The 17,238-nt window shown below is 73.4% G+C and carries 19 protein-coding genes; 10 read left to right on the top strand and 9 right to left on the bottom strand.

Going from position 1 to position 17,238, the window contains the following annotated elements:
- Positions 1–16: 16 nt before the first annotated feature.
- From ACFYUV_RS07090 to ACFYUV_RS07075, 4 genes are all read right to left on the bottom strand, one after another.
- Positions 17–775, bottom strand: coding sequence for a hypothetical protein (locus ACFYUV_RS07090; RefSeq protein ID WP_387665915.1), 759 nt, complete (start codon positions 773–775; stop codon positions 17–19).
- Between the two features lie 43 nt (positions 776–818).
- Positions 819–1,070 (bottom strand): hypothetical protein, encoded by a 252-nt coding sequence (locus tag ACFYUV_RS07085; RefSeq protein WP_358302432.1) that lies wholly within the window; start codon positions 1,068–1,070, stop codon positions 819–821.
- Positions 1,071–1,157: 87 nt separating this feature from the next.
- Positions 1,158–1,394, bottom strand: coding sequence for a DUF397 domain-containing protein (locus tag ACFYUV_RS07080; protein WP_352323675.1), 237 nt, complete (start codon positions 1,392–1,394; stop codon positions 1,158–1,160).
- Positions 1,395–2,216: a helix-turn-helix transcriptional regulator gene (locus ACFYUV_RS07075; protein WP_352323686.1), complete on the bottom strand. Its 822-nt coding sequence runs from the start codon at positions 2,214–2,216 to the stop codon at positions 1,395–1,397.
- Positions 2,217–2,448: 232 nt separating this feature from the next.
- Here ACFYUV_RS07075 and ACFYUV_RS07070 point away from each other — a divergent pair, with 232 nt between their 5' ends.
- Both ACFYUV_RS07070 and ACFYUV_RS07065 read left to right on the top strand, forming a co-directional pair.
- The gene (locus tag ACFYUV_RS07070; RefSeq protein WP_387665912.1) at positions 2,449–2,943 is read left to right on the top strand and encodes an ATP-binding protein; all 495 of its coding nucleotides are present in this window, start codon (positions 2,449–2,451) and stop codon (positions 2,941–2,943) included.
- Between the two features lie 77 nt (positions 2,944–3,020).
- Positions 3,021–5,438 carry a helicase-associated domain-containing protein gene (locus tag ACFYUV_RS07065; RefSeq protein WP_387665909.1) on the top strand — a complete coding sequence of 806 codons (2,418 nt, stop codon included), beginning with the start codon at positions 3,021–3,023 and terminating at the stop codon, positions 5,436–5,438.
- Here the strand turns inward: ACFYUV_RS07065 and ACFYUV_RS07060 are convergent.
- Entirely contained in the window at positions 5,432–6,445 is a 1,014-nt protein-coding gene (locus ACFYUV_RS07060; protein WP_387665907.1) for an ABC transporter substrate-binding protein, read from the bottom strand. The two genes, ACFYUV_RS07065 and ACFYUV_RS07060, sit on opposite strands and share 7 nt — an antisense overlap.
- 223 nt (positions 6,446–6,668) lie before the next feature.
- Here ACFYUV_RS07060 and ACFYUV_RS07055 point away from each other — a divergent pair, with 223 nt between their 5' ends.
- Genes ACFYUV_RS07055 through ACFYUV_RS07045 form a run of 3 tightly spaced genes read left to right on the top strand, consistent with a single transcriptional unit; the run spans position 6,669 to position 9,456 of the window.
- On the top strand, positions 6,669–7,649 hold the full coding sequence (locus ACFYUV_RS07055; protein WP_387665904.1) for a FecCD family ABC transporter permease: 981 nt from the start codon (positions 6,669–6,671) through the stop codon (positions 7,647–7,649).
- On the top strand, positions 7,646–8,653 hold the full coding sequence (locus tag ACFYUV_RS07050; RefSeq protein ID WP_387665902.1) for a FecCD family ABC transporter permease: 1,008 nt from the start codon (positions 7,646–7,648) through the stop codon (positions 8,651–8,653). The genes ACFYUV_RS07055 and ACFYUV_RS07050 overlap by 4 nt, the downstream gene beginning before the upstream one ends.
- The gene (locus ACFYUV_RS07045; protein WP_364332118.1) at positions 8,653–9,456 is read left to right on the top strand and encodes an ABC transporter ATP-binding protein; all 804 of its coding nucleotides are present in this window, start codon (positions 8,653–8,655) and stop codon (positions 9,454–9,456) included. Before ACFYUV_RS07050 ends, ACFYUV_RS07045 begins: the two co-directional genes overlap by 1 nt.
- A 15-nt stretch (positions 9,457–9,471) precedes the next feature.
- On the opposite strand, the gene ACFYUV_RS07040 is transcribed toward ACFYUV_RS07045, so the two are convergent.
- Complete coding sequence (locus ACFYUV_RS07040; protein ID WP_387665899.1) at positions 9,472–10,110, bottom strand: TetR/AcrR family transcriptional regulator; 639 nt, start codon at positions 10,108–10,110, stop codon at positions 9,472–9,474.
- A 37-nt stretch (positions 10,111–10,147) separates the two neighbouring features.
- Between ACFYUV_RS07040 and ACFYUV_RS07035 the strand changes: the two genes are divergently transcribed.
- Entirely contained in the window at positions 10,148–10,465 is a 318-nt protein-coding gene (locus tag ACFYUV_RS07035; protein WP_387665897.1) for a rhodanese-like domain-containing protein, read from the top strand.
- 19 nt (positions 10,466–10,484) lie between these two features.
- Here the strand turns inward: ACFYUV_RS07035 and ACFYUV_RS07030 are convergent, their stop codons facing one another.
- The gene (locus ACFYUV_RS07030) at positions 10,485–11,738 is read right to left on the bottom strand and encodes an ArgE/DapE family deacylase (protein ID WP_387665895.1); all 1,254 of its coding nucleotides are present in this window, start codon (positions 11,736–11,738) and stop codon (positions 10,485–10,487) included.
- A 76-nt stretch (positions 11,739–11,814) separates the two neighbouring features.
- On the opposite strand from ACFYUV_RS07030, the gene ACFYUV_RS07025 reads away from it, so the two are divergent.
- The gene (locus ACFYUV_RS07025; RefSeq protein WP_387665893.1) at positions 11,815–12,726 is read left to right on the top strand and encodes an endonuclease/exonuclease/phosphatase family protein; all 912 of its coding nucleotides are present in this window, start codon (positions 11,815–11,817) and stop codon (positions 12,724–12,726) included.
- Between the two features lie 75 nt (positions 12,727–12,801).
- Positions 12,802–13,122: a co-chaperone GroES gene (locus tag ACFYUV_RS07020; protein ID WP_357700902.1), complete on the top strand. Its 321-nt coding sequence runs from the start codon at positions 12,802–12,804 to the stop codon at positions 13,120–13,122.
- Here the strand turns inward: ACFYUV_RS07020 and ACFYUV_RS07015 are convergent.
- The gene (locus tag ACFYUV_RS07015) at positions 13,117–14,046 is read right to left on the bottom strand and encodes a hypothetical protein (RefSeq protein ID WP_387665890.1); all 930 of its coding nucleotides are present in this window, start codon (positions 14,044–14,046) and stop codon (positions 13,117–13,119) included. The genes ACFYUV_RS07020 and ACFYUV_RS07015 overlap by 6 nt on opposite strands.
- A gap of 72 nt (positions 14,047–14,118) precedes the next feature.
- Entirely contained in the window at positions 14,119–14,574 is a 456-nt protein-coding gene (locus ACFYUV_RS07010; protein ID WP_352327238.1) for a TIGR02611 family protein, read from the bottom strand.
- A gap of 149 nt (positions 14,575–14,723) precedes the next feature.
- Between ACFYUV_RS07010 and ACFYUV_RS07005 the strand changes: the two genes are divergently transcribed.
- Both ACFYUV_RS07005 and ACFYUV_RS07000 read left to right on the top strand, forming a co-directional pair.
- Positions 14,724–15,629 (top strand): aryldialkylphosphatase, encoded by a 906-nt coding sequence (locus ACFYUV_RS07005; RefSeq protein WP_358302470.1) that lies wholly within the window; start codon positions 14,724–14,726, stop codon positions 15,627–15,629.
- A 253-nt stretch (positions 15,630–15,882) separates the two neighbouring features.
- On the top strand, positions 15,883–17,154 hold the full coding sequence (locus ACFYUV_RS07000) for a sensor histidine kinase (RefSeq protein ID WP_387665887.1): 1,272 nt from the start codon (positions 15,883–15,885) through the stop codon (positions 17,152–17,154).
- Positions 17,155–17,238: the final 84 nt, after the last annotated feature.

Genomic DNA, 17,238 nt, shown 5'->3' with positions numbered 1-17,238 from the left:
GCCTCCGCAGCCGACGCTAGCCCGGCCGCGGTTCCCGCGCCAGACGGCTGCCGGGGAACGGCGCGAGCAGGGTCTCGCGCCAGGGGCCTTCGAGGTAGCCGCGGGCCCGCCTGCCCCAGTCGAGCAGCCGGGAATCGGGCGGGACCTCGTCGTCGAGCCCGAGCGCGGCGTCGCGGGCGCGCTGGGTGGCCAGGTGGTCGTCCAGCGAGACGGCCCACATGGTGACGGCCTCGGTGTCGCAGAACAGCACCTCGTACAGGCCGGTCAGGGTGTGGCCGTGCTCGGCCAGCAGCGGGGCGCGCTCGGTGCGGACGGCGTCCAGGTAGTCCAGCGCGACCCCGGGGCGGACGCGGGCGCTCTCGAAGAGGTAGAACTCGGCGGCGGGGGCGTCGGCGAGCGGCGGGCAGCCCGGCGCGGCCCCGAGCGGTCTGGAGAAGGCGGAGAAGCGCAGGTCGTCGATGTCGGACAGGAACAGGCGCTCGTCCACGCCCTGGTAGATGTCCATCATCTGGCGCCAGCCGCCGTCCCACCCGCCGTGGCAGTCCCACAGTGTGACGGCCTTGAACTGGGGGTGGCCGGTGATGCCCACGGCGTAGAAGGCGCCGACGAGGTCGATCTCGCGCGACCTGATGGACATGCCGGTGGTCAGGGCGGGCTCGGCGCGGCTCTCGTCCTCGCGTTTGTAGCGGGTCAGCCAGGTCAGGTACTCCAGCGGCCGCCTGGAGTTCATCGGCCGGAAGTCGACCTCTTCGAGCAGGTGGATCGCGCGCCGCACCACGCCTCCTCTACCAAGCATTTGCTTGGCACGAGGATAGCGATCAGGTCAGCGCCTGGGAAGGCCGCGGCCCCCTGCCGGTCAGCCACTCCAGCACCCGGCGGTGCCCGGAGGCGGCGTCCTCGAAGTGGCCCCAGTGCCAGTAGCGCGGCTGGTCGCGCAGGCCGGTCACCCAGGTGCGGTAGGAGATGGCGGCGCCCGCGGGCGCCACGCCGTACGTGCGGACCACGACCTTGCCGCCCGGCGCGAGCAGCACGTCGTCGGCGATCGGGTACAGGTTCATCCGGTCGAGCATGTCGCCATCCTGACCTGCGGAAATTCCCCGCCGGTTACGCCACCGGCGCGCCCCCGTTAAGGGAGCGCGCCGGAGGTGAACAGGCTGTTACACGAGGAGGCCGTCGAACTCGCCGTCCTTCGCGCCGAGCACCAGGGCCCGGATCTCGTCGCGGGTATAGATGAGAGCAGGACCGTCGGGGAAGCGCGAGTTGCGGACCGCGATCCCTCCGTCGGGAAGCTCCGCGAGCTCCACGCAGTTGCCCTGCGAGTTGCTGTAGCGGCTCTTGCGCCAGGCGACCTGGGTGAGGTCGGCCGCGGGCATGCCGTTGTAGGTGTGGTTCATCTACATCTTTCTGAGAAGACCGCCGATGAGCTCGACGGTGCCCCCTGGCGTGGTGCTTTCCACGCACAGTTGCTCCATGGCGGTGAGGTACGGGTCGATGTCCTCACGTTTGTCCAGGTACAGGGCACCCCAGAGCTGCTCGACGTAGACAACGTCCGACAAATCGGACTCGGGAAACCGCAAGATGCTGAACGCGCCCCCCTCGGCGGCGTGCTTGCCGAACCTGAAGGGCATCACCTGGAGGGTGATGTTGGGCAGGGCGGCGACTTCCAGCAGATGCTGGAGCTGCTCGGACATGACCTCTCGCCCGCCGATGGTCCGCTTGAGCGCCGCCTCGTCTATGACGGCCCACAGCTTGGGGCCGTCCTTCTGGGTGAAGCGCTCCTGGCGCTGCATGCGCATGTGCACGCGGCGCTCGATCTTGTCCGGACTCGCGTCGGGATTGCCGAGCTGGAAGACCGATCGCGCGTACGAGGCCGTCTGCAGCAGGCCGGGCACGAACTGCACCTCATAGGTACGGATCACGCTCGCGGCCTCCTCCAGGCCCACGTACGTCGTGAACCACGAGGGCAGCTCGGCGGAGTACTTGTGCCACCACCCGGGGGTGTTGGCCTCGCGGACCATCTCCAGCAGGGCACGGCGTTCGGCATCGTCGACGACGCCGTACAGGGTGAGCAGGTCCTCCACGTCACGTGTCTTGAACCCGACACGCCCGAGCTCCATGCGGCTGATCTTGGATTCGGACGCCCGGATGTGGAACCCGGCCTGGCCGCGGTCGAGCCCAGAGGCCTCGCGCAGGCGCCTGAGGCTCGCACCCAGCATGATGCGCCGAACGGTCGAGCCGGAGCCGGGCGGATCAATGGACACGTGCTGCTCCTTGTGTCGTTTCCTTGAAGACACAGTCTGTCACTTGGCGGCCGAAAGATCATGGGCCGCGGACAAGATCCCCTTTCCCCCATATTGACCATCTGAGGAGAACCGTAGCGGTTGCACGAGTTGTCTGCACGTGCATTCGCTCTTGCACCTGCACGAGAGATTGCCGCAGAATGATCACGTGCAATCCACCACGGCGTCCGGCCAGTGGACCACGTTCGACTGGTGGCCGCCCGTCGGCTGGTGGCCGGAGGCGGCTCGCGATCTCCTGGTGACCGGCCCGTCCGCGAGCGCCACGTACGTGCTCCCGCCCACCGCCTCCTCGGTCCACTCCGCGCGCAGCTTCACCACGGGGACCCTGTCCGGCTGGGGGCTCGGTGAGCTGGCCGAGAACATGGAACTGGTGGTCTCCGAGCTCGCCACCAACGCCCTGCGCCACGGTCTGCGTCTCGACGAGCCCCATTGCCAGCGCCCGGTCCACATGTCCCTGGTGCGCCGCGGCTCGCTCGTCACCAGCGCGTTCACCGATCCCGGCACCTCGGTGCCCGTGCTGCGATACCCTGGCCCCCTTGACACCGGCGGCCTGGGTCTCCACATCGTCGAATCACTCAGCCTCCGCTGGGGGTGGTCGGCACTCGCGCCCCACGGCAAGATCGTCTGGGCAGTCCTCTCCTGAGAGAGGGGTGCTCTGCACTACCGTGGATGGTCATGGCTCACGGTGAGTCCCACGCGACCCCATGAGAGTGCTGACAGATGGAAGATCACCTGCTCGGCTGGCTGCGCACACTAGACGAAAACCGGCTTGCCCGCATCCTGGCCAACAGGCCCGACGCCATCGCGCCGCCCTGGCCCCGCAGGCTCGACACGCTGGCCCAGCGCCTGGGCAACGGCTTCGCCGTCATGGAGGCCATGCGGGGGCTGCCGCTGCCCGCCCTGCAACTGGCCGAGGCGGGCCTGACCATGAGCCGGCCGACGCCCGAGGGGCTGGCCGCCTTCCTCGGCGTCCCGGGCCGGACGGTGGCCCCCTGGCTCGACCATCTGTACGACCACGCGCTGGCCTGGCCCGACGCCGACGGCGTGATCCATCTGGCCGAGGGCGTGGCGCGCTGGTGGGCGGCGCCGCTCGGCCTGGGCGAGCCCCTGGAGCACTACCTCAACTCCTGGACGATCAGCAACGACGCCCTGCGCGCTCTGGCCCGCGTGCTCGGCCTGCCCGCCCACGGCAACAAGCGGCGCACGATCGCCCGCGTCATCGAGCTGCTGTCCGACCCCGGCCGCCTCGACCGGCTGACGGCCACCGCCCCCGACGGCACCCTCGCGCTGCTCGGCCGCCTCGCCTGGGACGGCCCCGCCCGCGACGTCGACGGCGGCCGGTTCGTCACCCCCGGCACGCCGGAGAAGTGGTGCGCCGACCACGGCCTGCTGTTCCGCCCGAGCTGGCACGTCGCCGAGATCCCCCGCGAGGTGGCGCTGTGCCTGCGCGGCCCCGGCTACCATCCGCCGTTCCAGCCCGAGGCGCCCGAGGTGGCCTCGATCCCGGTCGACCCCGAGGAGGTCGACCACCTGATGACGCTGGCCGCCCCGCACGTGGTCGAGCGCTGCGCGGCCCTGCTCGACAACACCTCCAAGACCCCGCTGCCGCTGCTCAAGACCGGCGGCGTGGGCGTGCGCGAGGTCCGCAGGGTGGCCAAGGAGACCGGCTGCGACGAGGACGAGACCCGCCTGCTGCTGGAGGTCTGCGCGGTGGCCAGGCTGCTGGCCTGGGACGAGCAGTCGGGCGGCATGATCCCCACCGAGCGCTTCGACCGCTGGCGGCTCGACGAGGGCTCGGCCCGGCTGCGGGTGCTGCTGTCGGCGTGGTGGCGGATGGAACGCTCGTCCCTGCGCAAGGTCGACGGCAAGTACGCCACCGTGCTCGGCGACGACCCCTCGGGCAGCGCGGTGGCCAGGGTGCGCAGGGCCGTGCTGGCGGCGCTGGCCCATCTGCCGGCCGGCACCGCCTTCGCCGACCGCGACAGCCTCGTGCGCAACGTCCACTGGCACGCCCCGCTGCTCGACCAGGCGCTGCTGGCCGAGTGCGCGCCGGCCGTGCTGGAGGAGGCCACGCTGCTCGGCCTGCTGGCCAACGGCGCGCTCACCGACCTCGGCCGCGCCCTGGCCGGGCTGACCGCCGACCCCGGCGACGAGAACGACGACGCCGTCCCCCAGGTCGAGCACGATCCGGTGCTGGCCGAGGCGTCCACCAGGGCGCTGGCCAGCGTGCGCAGGAGCGCGCTGTTCGGCCCCGACCTCACCGCGGTGGTGACCGGGCCGCCGTCGGCAGAGCTGGCCGCGCTGCTCGACCGGGTGGCCGAGCGCGAGTCGCGCGGCGCGGCCTCGGTGTGGCGCTTCACCACCGAGAGCGTGCGCGGCGCGCTCGACCACGGCTACGACGCCGACGAGCTGCTCGACGAGCTGGCCACGGTCGGCACGATCCCGCAGCCCCTTGAGTACCTGGTGCGCGACACCGCGCGCCGGCACGGCGAGGTGACGGTCTCCACGGTCGGCTGCGTGGTGCAGGCGGGCGACACCGCGCTGCTCGCCGAGATCGCCGGGCACCGGCGGCTGGCCCGGCTGGGCCTGCGGCTGCTGGCTCCCACGGTGCTGATCAGCGCGGCCCCGGCCGAGCGCACGCTGGCCGCCCTGCGCGAGAACGGCTACTCCCCCGTGCCCGTCTCCGACACCGGGGAGATCACCATCCACCGGGCCAGGGCCGAGGAGCCGCACAACGGCAAGCTGATCCTGCTGCCCGGCGGGCAGGTGGCCGAGCTGTCGGAGTTCACGCCCGGCTCGCAGCCGCACGCGCCGTACGTGATCGCCGAGCCCGCCCCCGACCCGCACGAGCACGCCCGCCGCCTGGTCGCGGCCGGCCGGGACGACTCCGGCAAGCACGGCCGCACCTGGGCGGTCATCGGCAGGATGGCGACCAGGCTGCCGACCGCCCAGCAGTCGCTGCTCGGCTTCGTCGTCGACCGTGGGGTGCGGGCGGCCATCACGCTGGCCGACGGCCTCACGGCCACGATCAGCCACGGCGAGCTGCGCGCCGGGGCGCTCGACGCCTGGTGCGAGGAGGCCGGCGACTACCTGGAGTTCCCGCTCGCCGAGATCGTCGAGGTGCGCGGGGCCTACTGAAGCTTCTTGGCCTTCTTCAGGTTCGCCACCAGCTCCTCCAGGAACGTGGCGTAGCCCTGGTAGCTGAAGGGGGCCTCGGCCCGCCACGGGTAGAACTGGCCCGCCTTGACCGCCGGGAGCTTGGCGAAGGTGGGCTTCTTCAGCATCTCCTCGGGCTTGAGCGACTGGGTGCGGGTGTCGTAGAGGATCACGTCGGCGTCGTAGGTGTCGGCGTTCTCCCAGCTCAGGGTCTGGAAGAAGCCGCCGTCGTCCACCTTCGCGGGCTTGACGACGTCCAGGCCGTTCTCGGTGAGATGCACGATGTCGGGGTACTCGGGCGGGTTGACGACCCACATGGCGTCGGCGCCGCCGGACATCATGAGGATCTTGAGGTCCTTGAAGGCGGCCAGTTCCTTGGTCGCGGCCTCCATGCGGGCCTTGGCCTCGGGCACGCCCTGGAGGTCGGCGCCGAGTGACCTGGCCAGCTCCTCGTACTTGCCGATCACCTGGGTGGCGCTGCGGCCGGTGAGCATGACGCCGGCGGTGGGGGCGACCTGCTCGATGGTCTCCTTCGACTTCGCCGGCACGTACCAGAGGTCGCCCTTGACGTACATGCTGCTGACCAGCAGGTCGGGCTGGAGGGAGATGTACTTCTCGACGTTGAACTCGTCCCAGACGTTGCCCAGGCCCTCGACCTTGGCGATGTCGACGTTGCCGACCTGCGGGTCCCTGGATCCGTCGGCGAGCTTGTGCGGGCCGAAGACGGCGACCGGGCGCACGCCGAAGTCCCACAGCGCGGCGGCGGCGCCCACCTGGGCCACCACCCGGGACGGGCGCTTGGGCAGGTCCAGCTTCTTGTCGCGGTCGTCGGTGAACGTCCAGCCCTGCGCGGCGGGCGCGGCCGAGGCGGTGGCGCCGCCGTCGCCCGCCGCCCGGGTGCCGCCGCCGCAGGCCGACAGTGCCAGGGCCGCCGCGAGCCCTGCCGTGGCGGCCAGGAAGCCTCTGCGCGCGAATACCGGTCCCGACATGTCCAGCTCCTAAGGTTAGGCTTGCCTTCTTACGGAGACATTAGATTAGCCTTGCCTAAGTTTGACCGCTACGAGAGGGGGTCGGGTGCGCCCGGCTGAGGACACGGCTGAGGACACGGCTGAGCCCGCCGGCGGGCGTCCGGCGGGGACCGTGGAACACCGATCCGGTTCCGCGGCGGTGACCGGGGAGGGGCCGCGGCCGCGCCGGTCAGCGTCCGTGCTGGTGAGCGGGCTGGTCGTGACCGCGGGGGTGCTGGCGCTGGTGGCGATGGCGAGCGTGGCGCTCGGGGCGCGGTCGGTGCCGTTCTCGACGGTGATCGACGCGCTGCTCGCCCCCGACGGCTCCAGCGACCACGTCGTCATCCGCGAACTGCGCATCCCGCGCACGCTGCTCGGCATCGGCGTCGGCGCGACGCTGGGCCTGGCGGGGGCGCTCATCCAGAGCCTGACCCGCAACCCGCTGGCCGACCCGGGGCTGCTCGGCATCAACGAGGGCGCCGCGCTCGGCGTCACGCTCGCGCTCGGCCTGTTCGGCCTCTCCGACCCCGCCGTGTACGTTTGGTTCGCCTTCGGCGGCGCCGCGGTGGCCTCCGTCGTCGTCTACGCGCTGGCCGCGGCCGGCCGCTCCGGCGCCGGACCGGTACGCCTGGCGCTGGCCGGGGTCGCGCTCGGCATGGTGTTCACGGCCGTCGCCTCGGCGATCCTGCGCATGGACGCGCAGACCTTCGACCGGATGCGGTTCTGGCTGACCGGCTCGCTGGCCGGGCAGGACGCGGACACGCTGGTGCGGCTGGCCCCGTTCATGGTGGCGGGGCTGGCGCTCGGGCTGACGCTGGCCAGGCCGCTCAACATGCTCTCGCTCGGCGACGACGCCGGGCGCTCGCTGGGCGTCGCGGTCGGCAGGACGCGCGTCCTCACCGGCGTGGCCGTCACGCTGCTGTGCGGGGCCGCGACCGCCGCCGCCGGGCCGCTGTGGTTCGTCGGGCTGGTCGTGCCGCACGCCGTGCGCGCGCTGGTGGGCGGCGACCAGCGGTGGGTGCTGCCGTACTCGGCGCTGGCCGCGCCGGTGCTGCTGCTGGGCGCCGACGTCGTCGGGCGGCTGATCGCGCGTCCGGGAGAGGTGCAGGTGGGCATCGTGTGGGCGGTGATCGGCGCGCCGATCTTCATCCTGCTGGCCCGGCGCAGGCGGGTGGCGGCGCTGTGACCGTACGTCTCGGCCCCTGGTCCGTCCGGCTCGCGCCCCGGTCCCTGCTCGTCTGCGCCGCCCTCGTGGCGGTCGGCTGCGGGGTGGGCGTGGCGGCGATCGCCACCGGCGAGTTCACCGTCTCCGTGCCCGACATCCTGGACGCCCTGTTCGGCCAGGGCACGCCGGTCGCCGAGCTGATCGTGAGCAGGCTGCGGGCGCCGCGCGTGGTCACCGGGCTGCTGGTGGGGGCGGCGTTCGGGGCGGGCGGCGCGATCTTCCAGAGCCTGACCAAGAACCCGCTGGGCAGCCCCGACTTCATCGGCTTCACCGCCGGCGCCTCGACGGGCGGCATCCTCGCCGTCGTCGCGGGCGGCTCGGCCATGACGATCGCGGGCGGCGCGCTGGCCGGCTGCGTGGTCACCGCCGTCCTGGTCTACGCGCTGGCCTTCCGCCGCGGCGTGCAGGGCTACCGGCTGGTGCTGGTCGGCATCGGCGCCAACACGCTGCTGCTGGCGGTCAACAACTACCTGCTGACCAGGGCCAACATCAACGACGCGGCCACCGCGGGCGCGTGGCTGACCGGCAGCCTCGGCGGGCGCGGGTGGGACCACGCGATCCCGGTCGCGGTGGCGCTGGCCGTCCTGCTGCCGGTGTGCGCGCTGGTGGCGCGGCCGATGCGGATGATCGAGATGGGCGACGACGCGGCCCGGGCCATGGGCGTCAAGGTCGAGGCCGTACGGGCCGCGGCCATCACCGCCGGGGTGCTGCTGACCGGCGTGGCCACCGCGGCGGCCGGGCCCGTCGTCTTCGTCGCGCTGGCCGCGCCGCAGATCGCCCGCCGGCTGACCCGCTCACCCGGCGTCACGATGGGTGCCTCTGCGCTCATGGGCGCGGTGCTGCTGACCGCCTCCGACCTGGTCGCCCAGCGGCTGCTCGCGCCGACCCAGCTTCCCGTCGGGGTGGTCACCGCCGCCGTCGGCGGCACGTACCTCGCCCTGCTCCTGCGAAAGGACCGTCACTGATGGTTGACCACCGCCTGTCGGGCACCGGCCTCACCCTCGCCTACGACCAGCGCGTCGTGGCCACCGAGCTCAGCGTGGCCATCCCGGACGAGTCCTTCACCGTGATCATCGGCCCGAACGCGTGCGGCAAGTCCACGCTGCTGCGCGCGCTGGCCAGGATGCTCAGGCCCAGGAAGGGCGCCGTGCACCTGGACGGCAGCGTGATCACCGCGCTGCCGTCGAAGGAGGTGGCGCGGCGGCTGGGCCTGCTGCCGCAGAGCTCGATCGTGCCCGACGGGATCAGCGTGGCCGACCTGGTGGCCCGCGGCCGCTACCCGCACCAGCGGCTCATGCGCCAGTGGTCGAGGGCCGACGAGGCGGCCGTGGCCGAGGCCATGCGCGCGACCGACGTCGCCGGGCTCGCCGACCGGATCGTGGACGAGCTGTCCGGCGGGCAGCGGCAGCGGGTGTGGCTGGCCATGGCGCTGGCCCAGGAGACGCCGATCCTGCTGCTGGACGAGCCCACCACGTTCCTGGACATCTCCCATCAGATCGAGGTGCTCGACCTCTGCGCCGACCTGCACGAGGCCGGCCGGACCATGGTCGCCGTGCTGCACGACCTCAACCAGGCGTGCCGGTACGCCACCCACCTGATCGTCATGCGGGCCGGCGAGGTCGTGGCCGAGGGCGTGCCGGCCGAGATCGTCACGCCCGAGCTGGTCCACCGGGTGTTCGAGCTGCGGTGCGAGATCATCCAGGACCCGCAGTCGGGCACGCCGATGATCGTGCCCGAGGCGCGGCGGCGGGTGGCCGCCCCCGCCTGAGCCAGACCGCTTGAGCTAGACCGGCTGCGCGAGGGCGGCGGCCAGGGCCGTGATGCCCGCGGTCGCGCGCTCGCGGCCGTACTCCTCGCGCAGCACCCCGGCCGCCTCCGCGCCCATCGCGGCCAGCAGGGTGTGGGCGAGCACGTCGGCGTCGGCGCCGGGCCGGGCCTCGGCCAGCAGGATCGCGACGTGGCGGTGCCAGAAGCGGTAGGCGCCGATGCGGTAGCGGGCCCCCGGGCTGGCCGTCTCGGACATCCGCACCAGGTCCAGGTGGGCGTAGAGGTAGTCGAGGTAGGCGGCCGTGAAGGCGGTCAGGCGCTCGGCGGCCGGAGCGCCGGGGCCGACGGGCGGCGGCCCCGACAGCACGCGCTCTTGCAGGTCGCGTTCCCGGGCGTCCAGCAGCGCCACCGCCAGCCCCGACTTGTCGCCGAACCGGCGGAACAGCGTGCCCTTGCCGACGCCCGCCTCGGCGGCGACCGCGTCCATCGACACGGCCTCCACGCCCTTCTCGGCGAACAGCCGCGCGGCGGCCGCGAGCACCTTCTCCCTGTTGCGGGCCGCGTCCGCGCGTTCCCTGACCGGTTTGCCGGTCAGCAGCTCCAGCGGCTCGCTTGACGAACCGGACTGCGGTCCGTTAGGTTCCTGGCCATTCACACATCCGGACTCTAGTCCATTTCGCTCGGAGGCCACAATGACCATCGCCCGCGAGGAGCTGCACGCCCGTCTGGGCAGCGTGACCGTGCTCGACACGCTCGGCGGCTCCTACTACGCCCAGCAGCACCTGCCCGGGGCCGTCGCCCTGGTGGAGGGCGAGGTCGCCGAGCGCGCCGCCGAGCTGCTGCCCGACAAGGACGCCACCATCGTCACCTACTGCTCCAACCCCGCCTGCGGCAACAGCAAGGCCGTGGCCAACCGGCTGACCGCGCTCGGCTACACCGACGTGCGCCGGTACGTCGAGGGCATCGAGGACTGGGTCGGGGCCGGCCTGCCGGTCGAGTCGTCCCTGTGACCGTCGTACCGGGAACTGCTCACAGGACGCCGCAGCGGCGCACCGCGAGCAGCGCCAGCGCGCGGGTGACCTCGCGCAGCTCGGCCAGCTCGACCTGCTCCCTGGGCGCGTGCGCGAACCGGACGTCCCCCGGGCCGTAGTGCAGGGTCGGGACGCCGCCCGCCGCGTACAGGCGCAGGTCGCTCCCGTACGGCGCGGCGGCCTCGGCCGGACGGCGGCCCGCGACGTCGGCGACGGCCTGGTTGACCGCGCCGAGCAGCTCGTGCCCGGCGGGCAGCCGGCCGCTGGCGAACTGGCCGCCCGGCCAGGTCACCGCAGGCGGGTTGTCCCGCAGCCACGGATGGCCGGTGGAGGCGACGGCCTCCTCGAAGGCCGCCCGCGCCGCGGCCGGGTCCTCGTCCAGGCGCACGCCGAGGCGTCCCTCGGCGACCAGCAGGTCCGGCACGGTGCTCGCCCAGTCGCCCGCCCGCACGGTGCCGACCTCGATGGGGTACGGCATGGGGTTGGCGCCGAAGAGCTCCGGCACGTCCCGGTTGCGTTCGGCCTCCAGGTGCCTGATCGCCTCGAACACCGGCCAGAAGACCTCGATCGCGTTGACGCCCTCGTACCGCGTGGCGCCGTGCGCGGCGCGGCCGGCGATCTCCAGCCGGAAGGTCTGCGCGCCGGCGTTGGCGGTGATGACCGCGCCGCTGGTGGGCTCGGTGATCACCGCGGCCTCCGCCGTGTGGCCCCTGGCCAGGGTGGCGAACGCGCCGAGGCCGCCGTCCTCCTCGCTGATCACGCAGTGCACCGCGAGGGGCCTGGCCAGGCGCACCCCCGCCCGCTTCAGCGCCCGCACGACGGCCAGGTTGGCCACCAGGCCGGCCTTCATGTCGCAGGCGCCCCTGCCGTGCAGCACGTCGCCGGTGATCCGGGCGGCGAACGGGTCGCTGCCCTCCCACTTGGCCAGGTCGCCGGTCGGGACGACGTCCACGTGGCCCTGGAGGGCCAGCGCCGGCACGCCCTCGCCCTCCGTCACGGCGACGACGCCGTAGCCCTCCTGCCTGGGGGCCTCGGTGCCGGGGAAACCGGCGCGCGCGGTGAGGTCGGCGAGGTCGAGTTTCCAGACGTCCACGTCCAGGCCGGCCTCGGTGAGCAGGCGGGCGAAGCGGTGCTGGAGGTCGGACTCGGCGTCGGTGCCCGTGACGCTCGGGACGCGCACCGTCTCGGCCAGCAGGCCGACGGTCTCCGCCTCGTCGATGGCGTTCAGGACCCGGGCTTCCACGTCGCGCATGCAGCACACTTTCTCACGCCGTGAACGCCTTTCACGACATATGGCGATACAGAACGTGCGTAGCTGGACGAGTTGGATGAGCTGGATCGCGGTGACGCCGTTCGCCGTCTGGGCGGCGGTGCGCCTGAGCGGGTTCGAGCCGGACTGGCCGTGGGTGCCGGTGGTCGCGTTCACGCCGCACGCGGCGGTGGGGGCGGCACTGGGCCTGGTACTCGCCGGGCTGCTGCGGCGGTGGGCGGCGGGGGCGGTCGCGCTGGTCACGGTGCTGGCGCTGGGCGTCGCGGTGCTGCCCCGCGCGCTGCCCGACCCCGCGCCGGACGCCCGCGGCGCGCCGCTGCGCGTGCTGGCCGCCAACCTGCTGGTCGGCACGGCCGACGCGGCCGAGCTGACCGCGCAGGTCAGGTCGCTGCGGCCGGACGTGCTGACGTTGCAGGAGTTCACGCCCCTCGCCGAGCGGCGGCTGGCGGCGGCCGGGCTGCGCGAGCTGCTGCCGTACGCGGCGACGTGGCCCGCCAAGGGCGTGGGCGGCTCGGCCGTGTACGCCCGCCATCCCCTCACCGCCGGCGAGCTGATCGAGGAGGGCGGGTTCGGCCAGGCCACGGCCGTGCTGACGCACCCCGGCGGAGCCCGGGTGGAGATCGTCTCGGTGCATCCGTGCGCCCCCAAGCGGACGGGGAGGCAGCCGTGCTGGCTGGCGGGGCTGGAGCGCCTGCCGCGCGGCGGCGGACGGCTGCGCGTGCTGGCCGGCGACTTCAACGCCACCCTCGACCACCTCCCGCTCCGCGAGCTGCTGGCCGCCGGCTACCGCGACGCGGCCGACGCCATGGGCCGCGGCCTGTCCACGACGTGGGGCGGATGGGGGCCGCTGCCCGGCGTGACGATCGACCACGTGCTGGCCGGCGACCGCATGGCGGTGCGGGACTTCCGGGTGCTCGCGCCGGTCGGCAGCGACCACCGTCCGGTGTACGCCGAGCTCCTGCTGCCGTGACCCCATCCCCGGGGAAGGCGGGACCAGGGACGATCGCGGGATTGCGGAGCTGCGGCGGCTCGTAAACTGTGACCCGTGGAAGCGCCCAAGTTCGAGATTCAGATGCTGCACGACCGGGTGATGATCCGGCTGGAGCAGGAGGCCGAGGAGCGGCGCAGCGGCTCCGGGATCGTCATCCCCGCGACGGTCAAGATGGCCAACCGGCTGTCGTGGGGCGAGGTCTGCGGCGTCGGCACGAACGTGCGCGCGGTCAAGGTGGGCGACAAGGTGCTGTTCAACCCGGAAGACCAGTTCGAGGTCGAGGTGCACGCGCGGGTCTACCTCGTCATGCGCGAGCGCGACCTGCACGCGGTGGCCACCCAGGAGACCGACCACGGCACCGGCCTGTACCTATGACACCCGGGTCCTGGCGAAGTTGACCCACAGCTCGGCGGCCCAGGTGGCGGCGGGCACGTCCGCGAGCACCCGCGTCGTCCGGCCGGTCAGGTCGAGCACCGACAGGCGGCGGCCCTTCCCGGCCGTCGTGACGGCGATCAGATGGGTGTCGTCCCACCAGCCGAACAGGGCCGCCGGCTTGACGGCCACGCGCTGGGCGATCGTGCCGGTGGCCAGGTCGACCAGGCACACCTGCTCCTTGAACCGCGAGGGGCACCACGTCGTCAGGCGTTTGCCCGAGGGCGCGTAGGAGTCCTCGGGGCCGGTCGGCAGGCCCACGTCCGCGTACGTGCGCAGCACCGCGCCGTCCGTGGGGCGGTAGACGCGCAGGCCGGTGCCGTACATGCTGACGAGGTTGCCGTCGGGGCTCCACCAGAACCCGGCCTTCCGGGCCAGGCCCGCGACGCGGACCGTGCTCGCGGTGCCCGCGCGCACGTCCACCACCGTGAAGCCGAGCACCCGCCACGTCCCGCCGCTCTTCTGCTCGACGGTGAGCGCGAGCTTCCTGCCGTCCCTGGACCAGGAGGCGTAGGCGGCCGTCATGGGCTTCTTGACGGTACGGATCCGCGCGGTCTTGCCGGTGGCCCGGTCGGTGACGACCACGGAGTCGTAGCCCGCCCGGTAGGACGACGGCACCCCGGCCGTCAGGCGGCCGTCGGGCGAGACCGCCACCTCCGACAGACCCTTCTGCCGGGTGAAGGCGTCGCCGGTGGCGGCGCGCAGGTACGTGCGGCCGGTGCCGAGGCCGTACGCGCTGAGCCGTACCGGGTCGCCCGATTTCTCGTGATATTTCATGCCGCCGGTTTCCGGCAACGTCAGGTCGGCCCGAGCGGCGGCCGGGGCGAGGAACGTCAGCGACAGCGCGACGGCGAGGTGAGCGAGCACGCCCGCAGAATAGGCAGGGAAAGGCGGCGATTCCGGGAACGATAACGACCCGGTCTGAAAGCCCCCGCGGAACTAGACGAAACGCTGGGCGATCTCCAGCAGGTCGATGCCGAGCGTCAGCATGCCGAAATAGACGATCACCGCGGCGGCGGCCACGGTCACCAGCAGCACGAGGATGCGCACCGTCCAGCCCTGCCGCTTGTACCACTGCGTCCAGGCGTGCAGCGTCTGCTTGCCGAACTCCAGCACCCGGTGGGCCCAGTGGAACTCGGTGGCCAGCACCGCCAGCCCGGCGAACACCACGAGCCAGCCGGGCCCGGGGAACGGCACCATGATCAGGCCGCCGACCACCATCACCGCGCCGATGACGCCGACCACGATCTTCAGCGTGAGCGCGCCCGCGCGGGTGGACCGTATGCCGTCGAGCCGGCCCTTCAGACCGCCGCGGCGGGCGGGCATGGCGGAGCGGTCGGCGGCCTCGTCCTTCATCACGTCGGCGTCGCCCGTCTCGGAGTTCTGGATCGGCACGTCTCCCCCGTGTCGTCGGCTGCCTCTCAGGATACGGCCCACATTGGCAGGAACACTTGCAGACCACTAGCAGGCCGCCAAACAGGACGAAGAGTAAAATTTCCCGCCAGAAGTAAGGGGATTCCGGCAACTATCGGTTAATGTCGGCTATGCCCGAGGTCATCCTTCGCACCGTCACCGGCCCGATCCGCGCGGCAGCGGTGAACGGCGCCGTACTCCCCCACGAGCACCTGCGCAACGACATGCGCTGGGCGGTCGGCATCGACTCCGACCCCCACCGCTGGCTCGACGAGGAGACCACTGTCACCGCGGAGCTCCGCGAGCTGCGCCAGTCCGACGAGCTCAACCTGGTGGTCGAGCTCACCTGTCTCGGCATGGGCCGCGACGCCGCCGCCCTGGCCCGCATCGCGGCGGGCAGCCGGGTGCCGGTGATCGCCTCGACCGGCTTCTTCGCCCAGCCGTTCACCGACGTCGGCGACGAGGACGTCGAGCAGCTCACCCGGCGCCTGATGACCGAGATCTCCAGCGGCGTGGACGGCACGGGTGTCTTCCCCGGCGTGATCGGCGAGGTCGGCAGCTGGGGCGCCGAGCCCACCGCCCGCGAGGAGCGCTGCCTGCGCGCCGCCGCCCGCGCCTCCCGGCAGTCGCGCCTGCCCGTCGCCACCCACGGCCAGAACGCCCCGGCGCTGCTGGAGATCCTGCTCGGCGAGAACCTGCCCGGCTCCCGCGTGGCCGCCGGCTACTCCGGCGACCTGGGCGGCGCCCGCAAGATCGCCGAGGCGGGCGCGTACGTCAGCCTCAGCGTCCTGGCGCTCGGCCCCGACCAGGCGGCCAGGATCGCGCTCGGCCTCATCGAGGACGGCCACGCCGACCGCCTGCTCCTCAGCACCGGCCTGAGCCGCGTGGCCCAGGTCCAGCGGTACGGCGGCTGCGGCTACGCCCACCTGTTCCACAGCCTGCTCCCCCGCCTGCGCGAGGCCGGCACCGGCGAGGACGTCATCCGCCTGATCACCCACGACAACCCCCTACGCTGGCTCACCGACGGCATGCGCTGACCCGGGACCCCGCCCCGACACCGGCTGACCGACCGGACGCGCTGACTCCGACCGCCACCCCGGCAACGGCTGACCGGCCGGGTGCTGAGCCCGACCGGCGGGCAGTCCCTCGTCGAGGGGCGTGTGCAGGCCCGAGGGGCTGATCCGGGCCCTGTCGTCAAGATCGTCTCGGGGCGGCCGGGCGGGCGGTGATCGGACCGTGCCGCCCAGAACTCGCTAGGATCGGGGCGACACGAGCCTGGCCGGGTGGGGGATGGTGAGCGAGCACACGCAACGCGGCGGGCGCCTGCGCAGGTCGGTCGCGGCGCTGTCGCGCCTGAGCCGGGCGGGTGACGTCCCGGTCGTCGTCATGCTGGCCTGGGCCGGGTGGCTGGCCGTCCCGTGGTCGTTCAGCGGCCTCGCGCAGGCCAGGGCCGCGGCAGCGGCGGCCGCCGCCGACACCGAGCCCCCGCCCTCGTCCCACGCCTCCGACACCGCCCCACCGCAGTCCGCACTCGCCCCCCACAGCACGCCGCTGTCCGCGCTCGCCTCGCACACCGCGTCGTCGTCCGCGCTCGCTTCCCATTCCTCGTCGCCGTCCGCGTTCGTCCCGGGTGTGCCCGTTGGTGGGGGCGGGGCGCTGTGCGGTCTGGGGGCCGGGGAGGCGGCTTCGGGGCGCGGGGCCTGGCCGGTGGGTGCGGCGTGGGGGATCCCGGCGCCCGCGGTCGCCCATCCCGCCGCCACCGTTCGTCCCGCCCGGCCCGCCGCCGCCGACGATGCCTCGGCGACCGCCACCCCGCACACGCCGGACGCCGTCCCGCACACAGCGGAGACCGTCCGGCACACGGCGGGGGCCGTCCCGCACACGGCGGACGCCATCCCGCAGACCGTCCCGCACGCGGCGGAAATCGTGTTCGGGCAGGCGGACGCCGTGCTCGGGCGGTCGGGGGCCTTCCTCGGCAAGGCCGACGTGGTGGCGGCCGAGCGGGCGCGGATCGCCGGGGAGGTGCACGACGCCGCCGGTCACGGGCTCGCCGCCATCGCCATGCAGGCGGGGCTCGCGCTCGTCGTCCTCGACGACGACCCCGAGCAGGCACGGGCCTCGCTCCGGGCGATCAGGGAGACCAGCACCACCGCCCTGGCCCACCTGCGCGCCGCGCTCGACGGCATCGATCCGCCGGCCGCCGACCTGTCCGGCCTCATCGCCGGCGTACGCGCCGCGGGCCTGCCGGTCGACGTCGAGCCCGCCGATCCCGCCGTGCCCGCCCACCTCAAGGACGCCGTCTACCGGGTGGTCCGCGAATCCCTCACGAACGTGCTCCGGCACGCCGGCCCGACCAGGGCCTCGGTGCGCCTGGCCGACGGCCCGTGCGCGTTCGTCCTGGAGGTGGCCGACCGCGGCGCGGGCTGGAACGGCGCCGCCGAGGGCCGCGGGCTGGCCGGGATGCGCGCCCACGTCACCGAGGCGGGCGGCCGGCTCATCGCCGGGCCCCGCGAGGGCGGCGGCTTCCAGGTGACCGCCCGCTTCCCCCGGTACGAGGCATGACCGCCCCCGGCCCAGGCCCCCACCCCCCAGGCCCGGACACGCACACCCCCGTCCAGACAGGCCCGGACGCGCCCGCCCCCGGCA

The organism is Nonomuraea sp. NPDC003560, from assembly GCF_042878785.1.
Taxonomy (GTDB): Bacteria; Actinomycetota; Actinomycetes; order Streptosporangiales; family Streptosporangiaceae; genus Nonomuraea.
The sequence above is the reverse complement of the archived record's forward strand: the minus strand, read 5'-3'. Positions and strand labels throughout refer to the sequence as shown.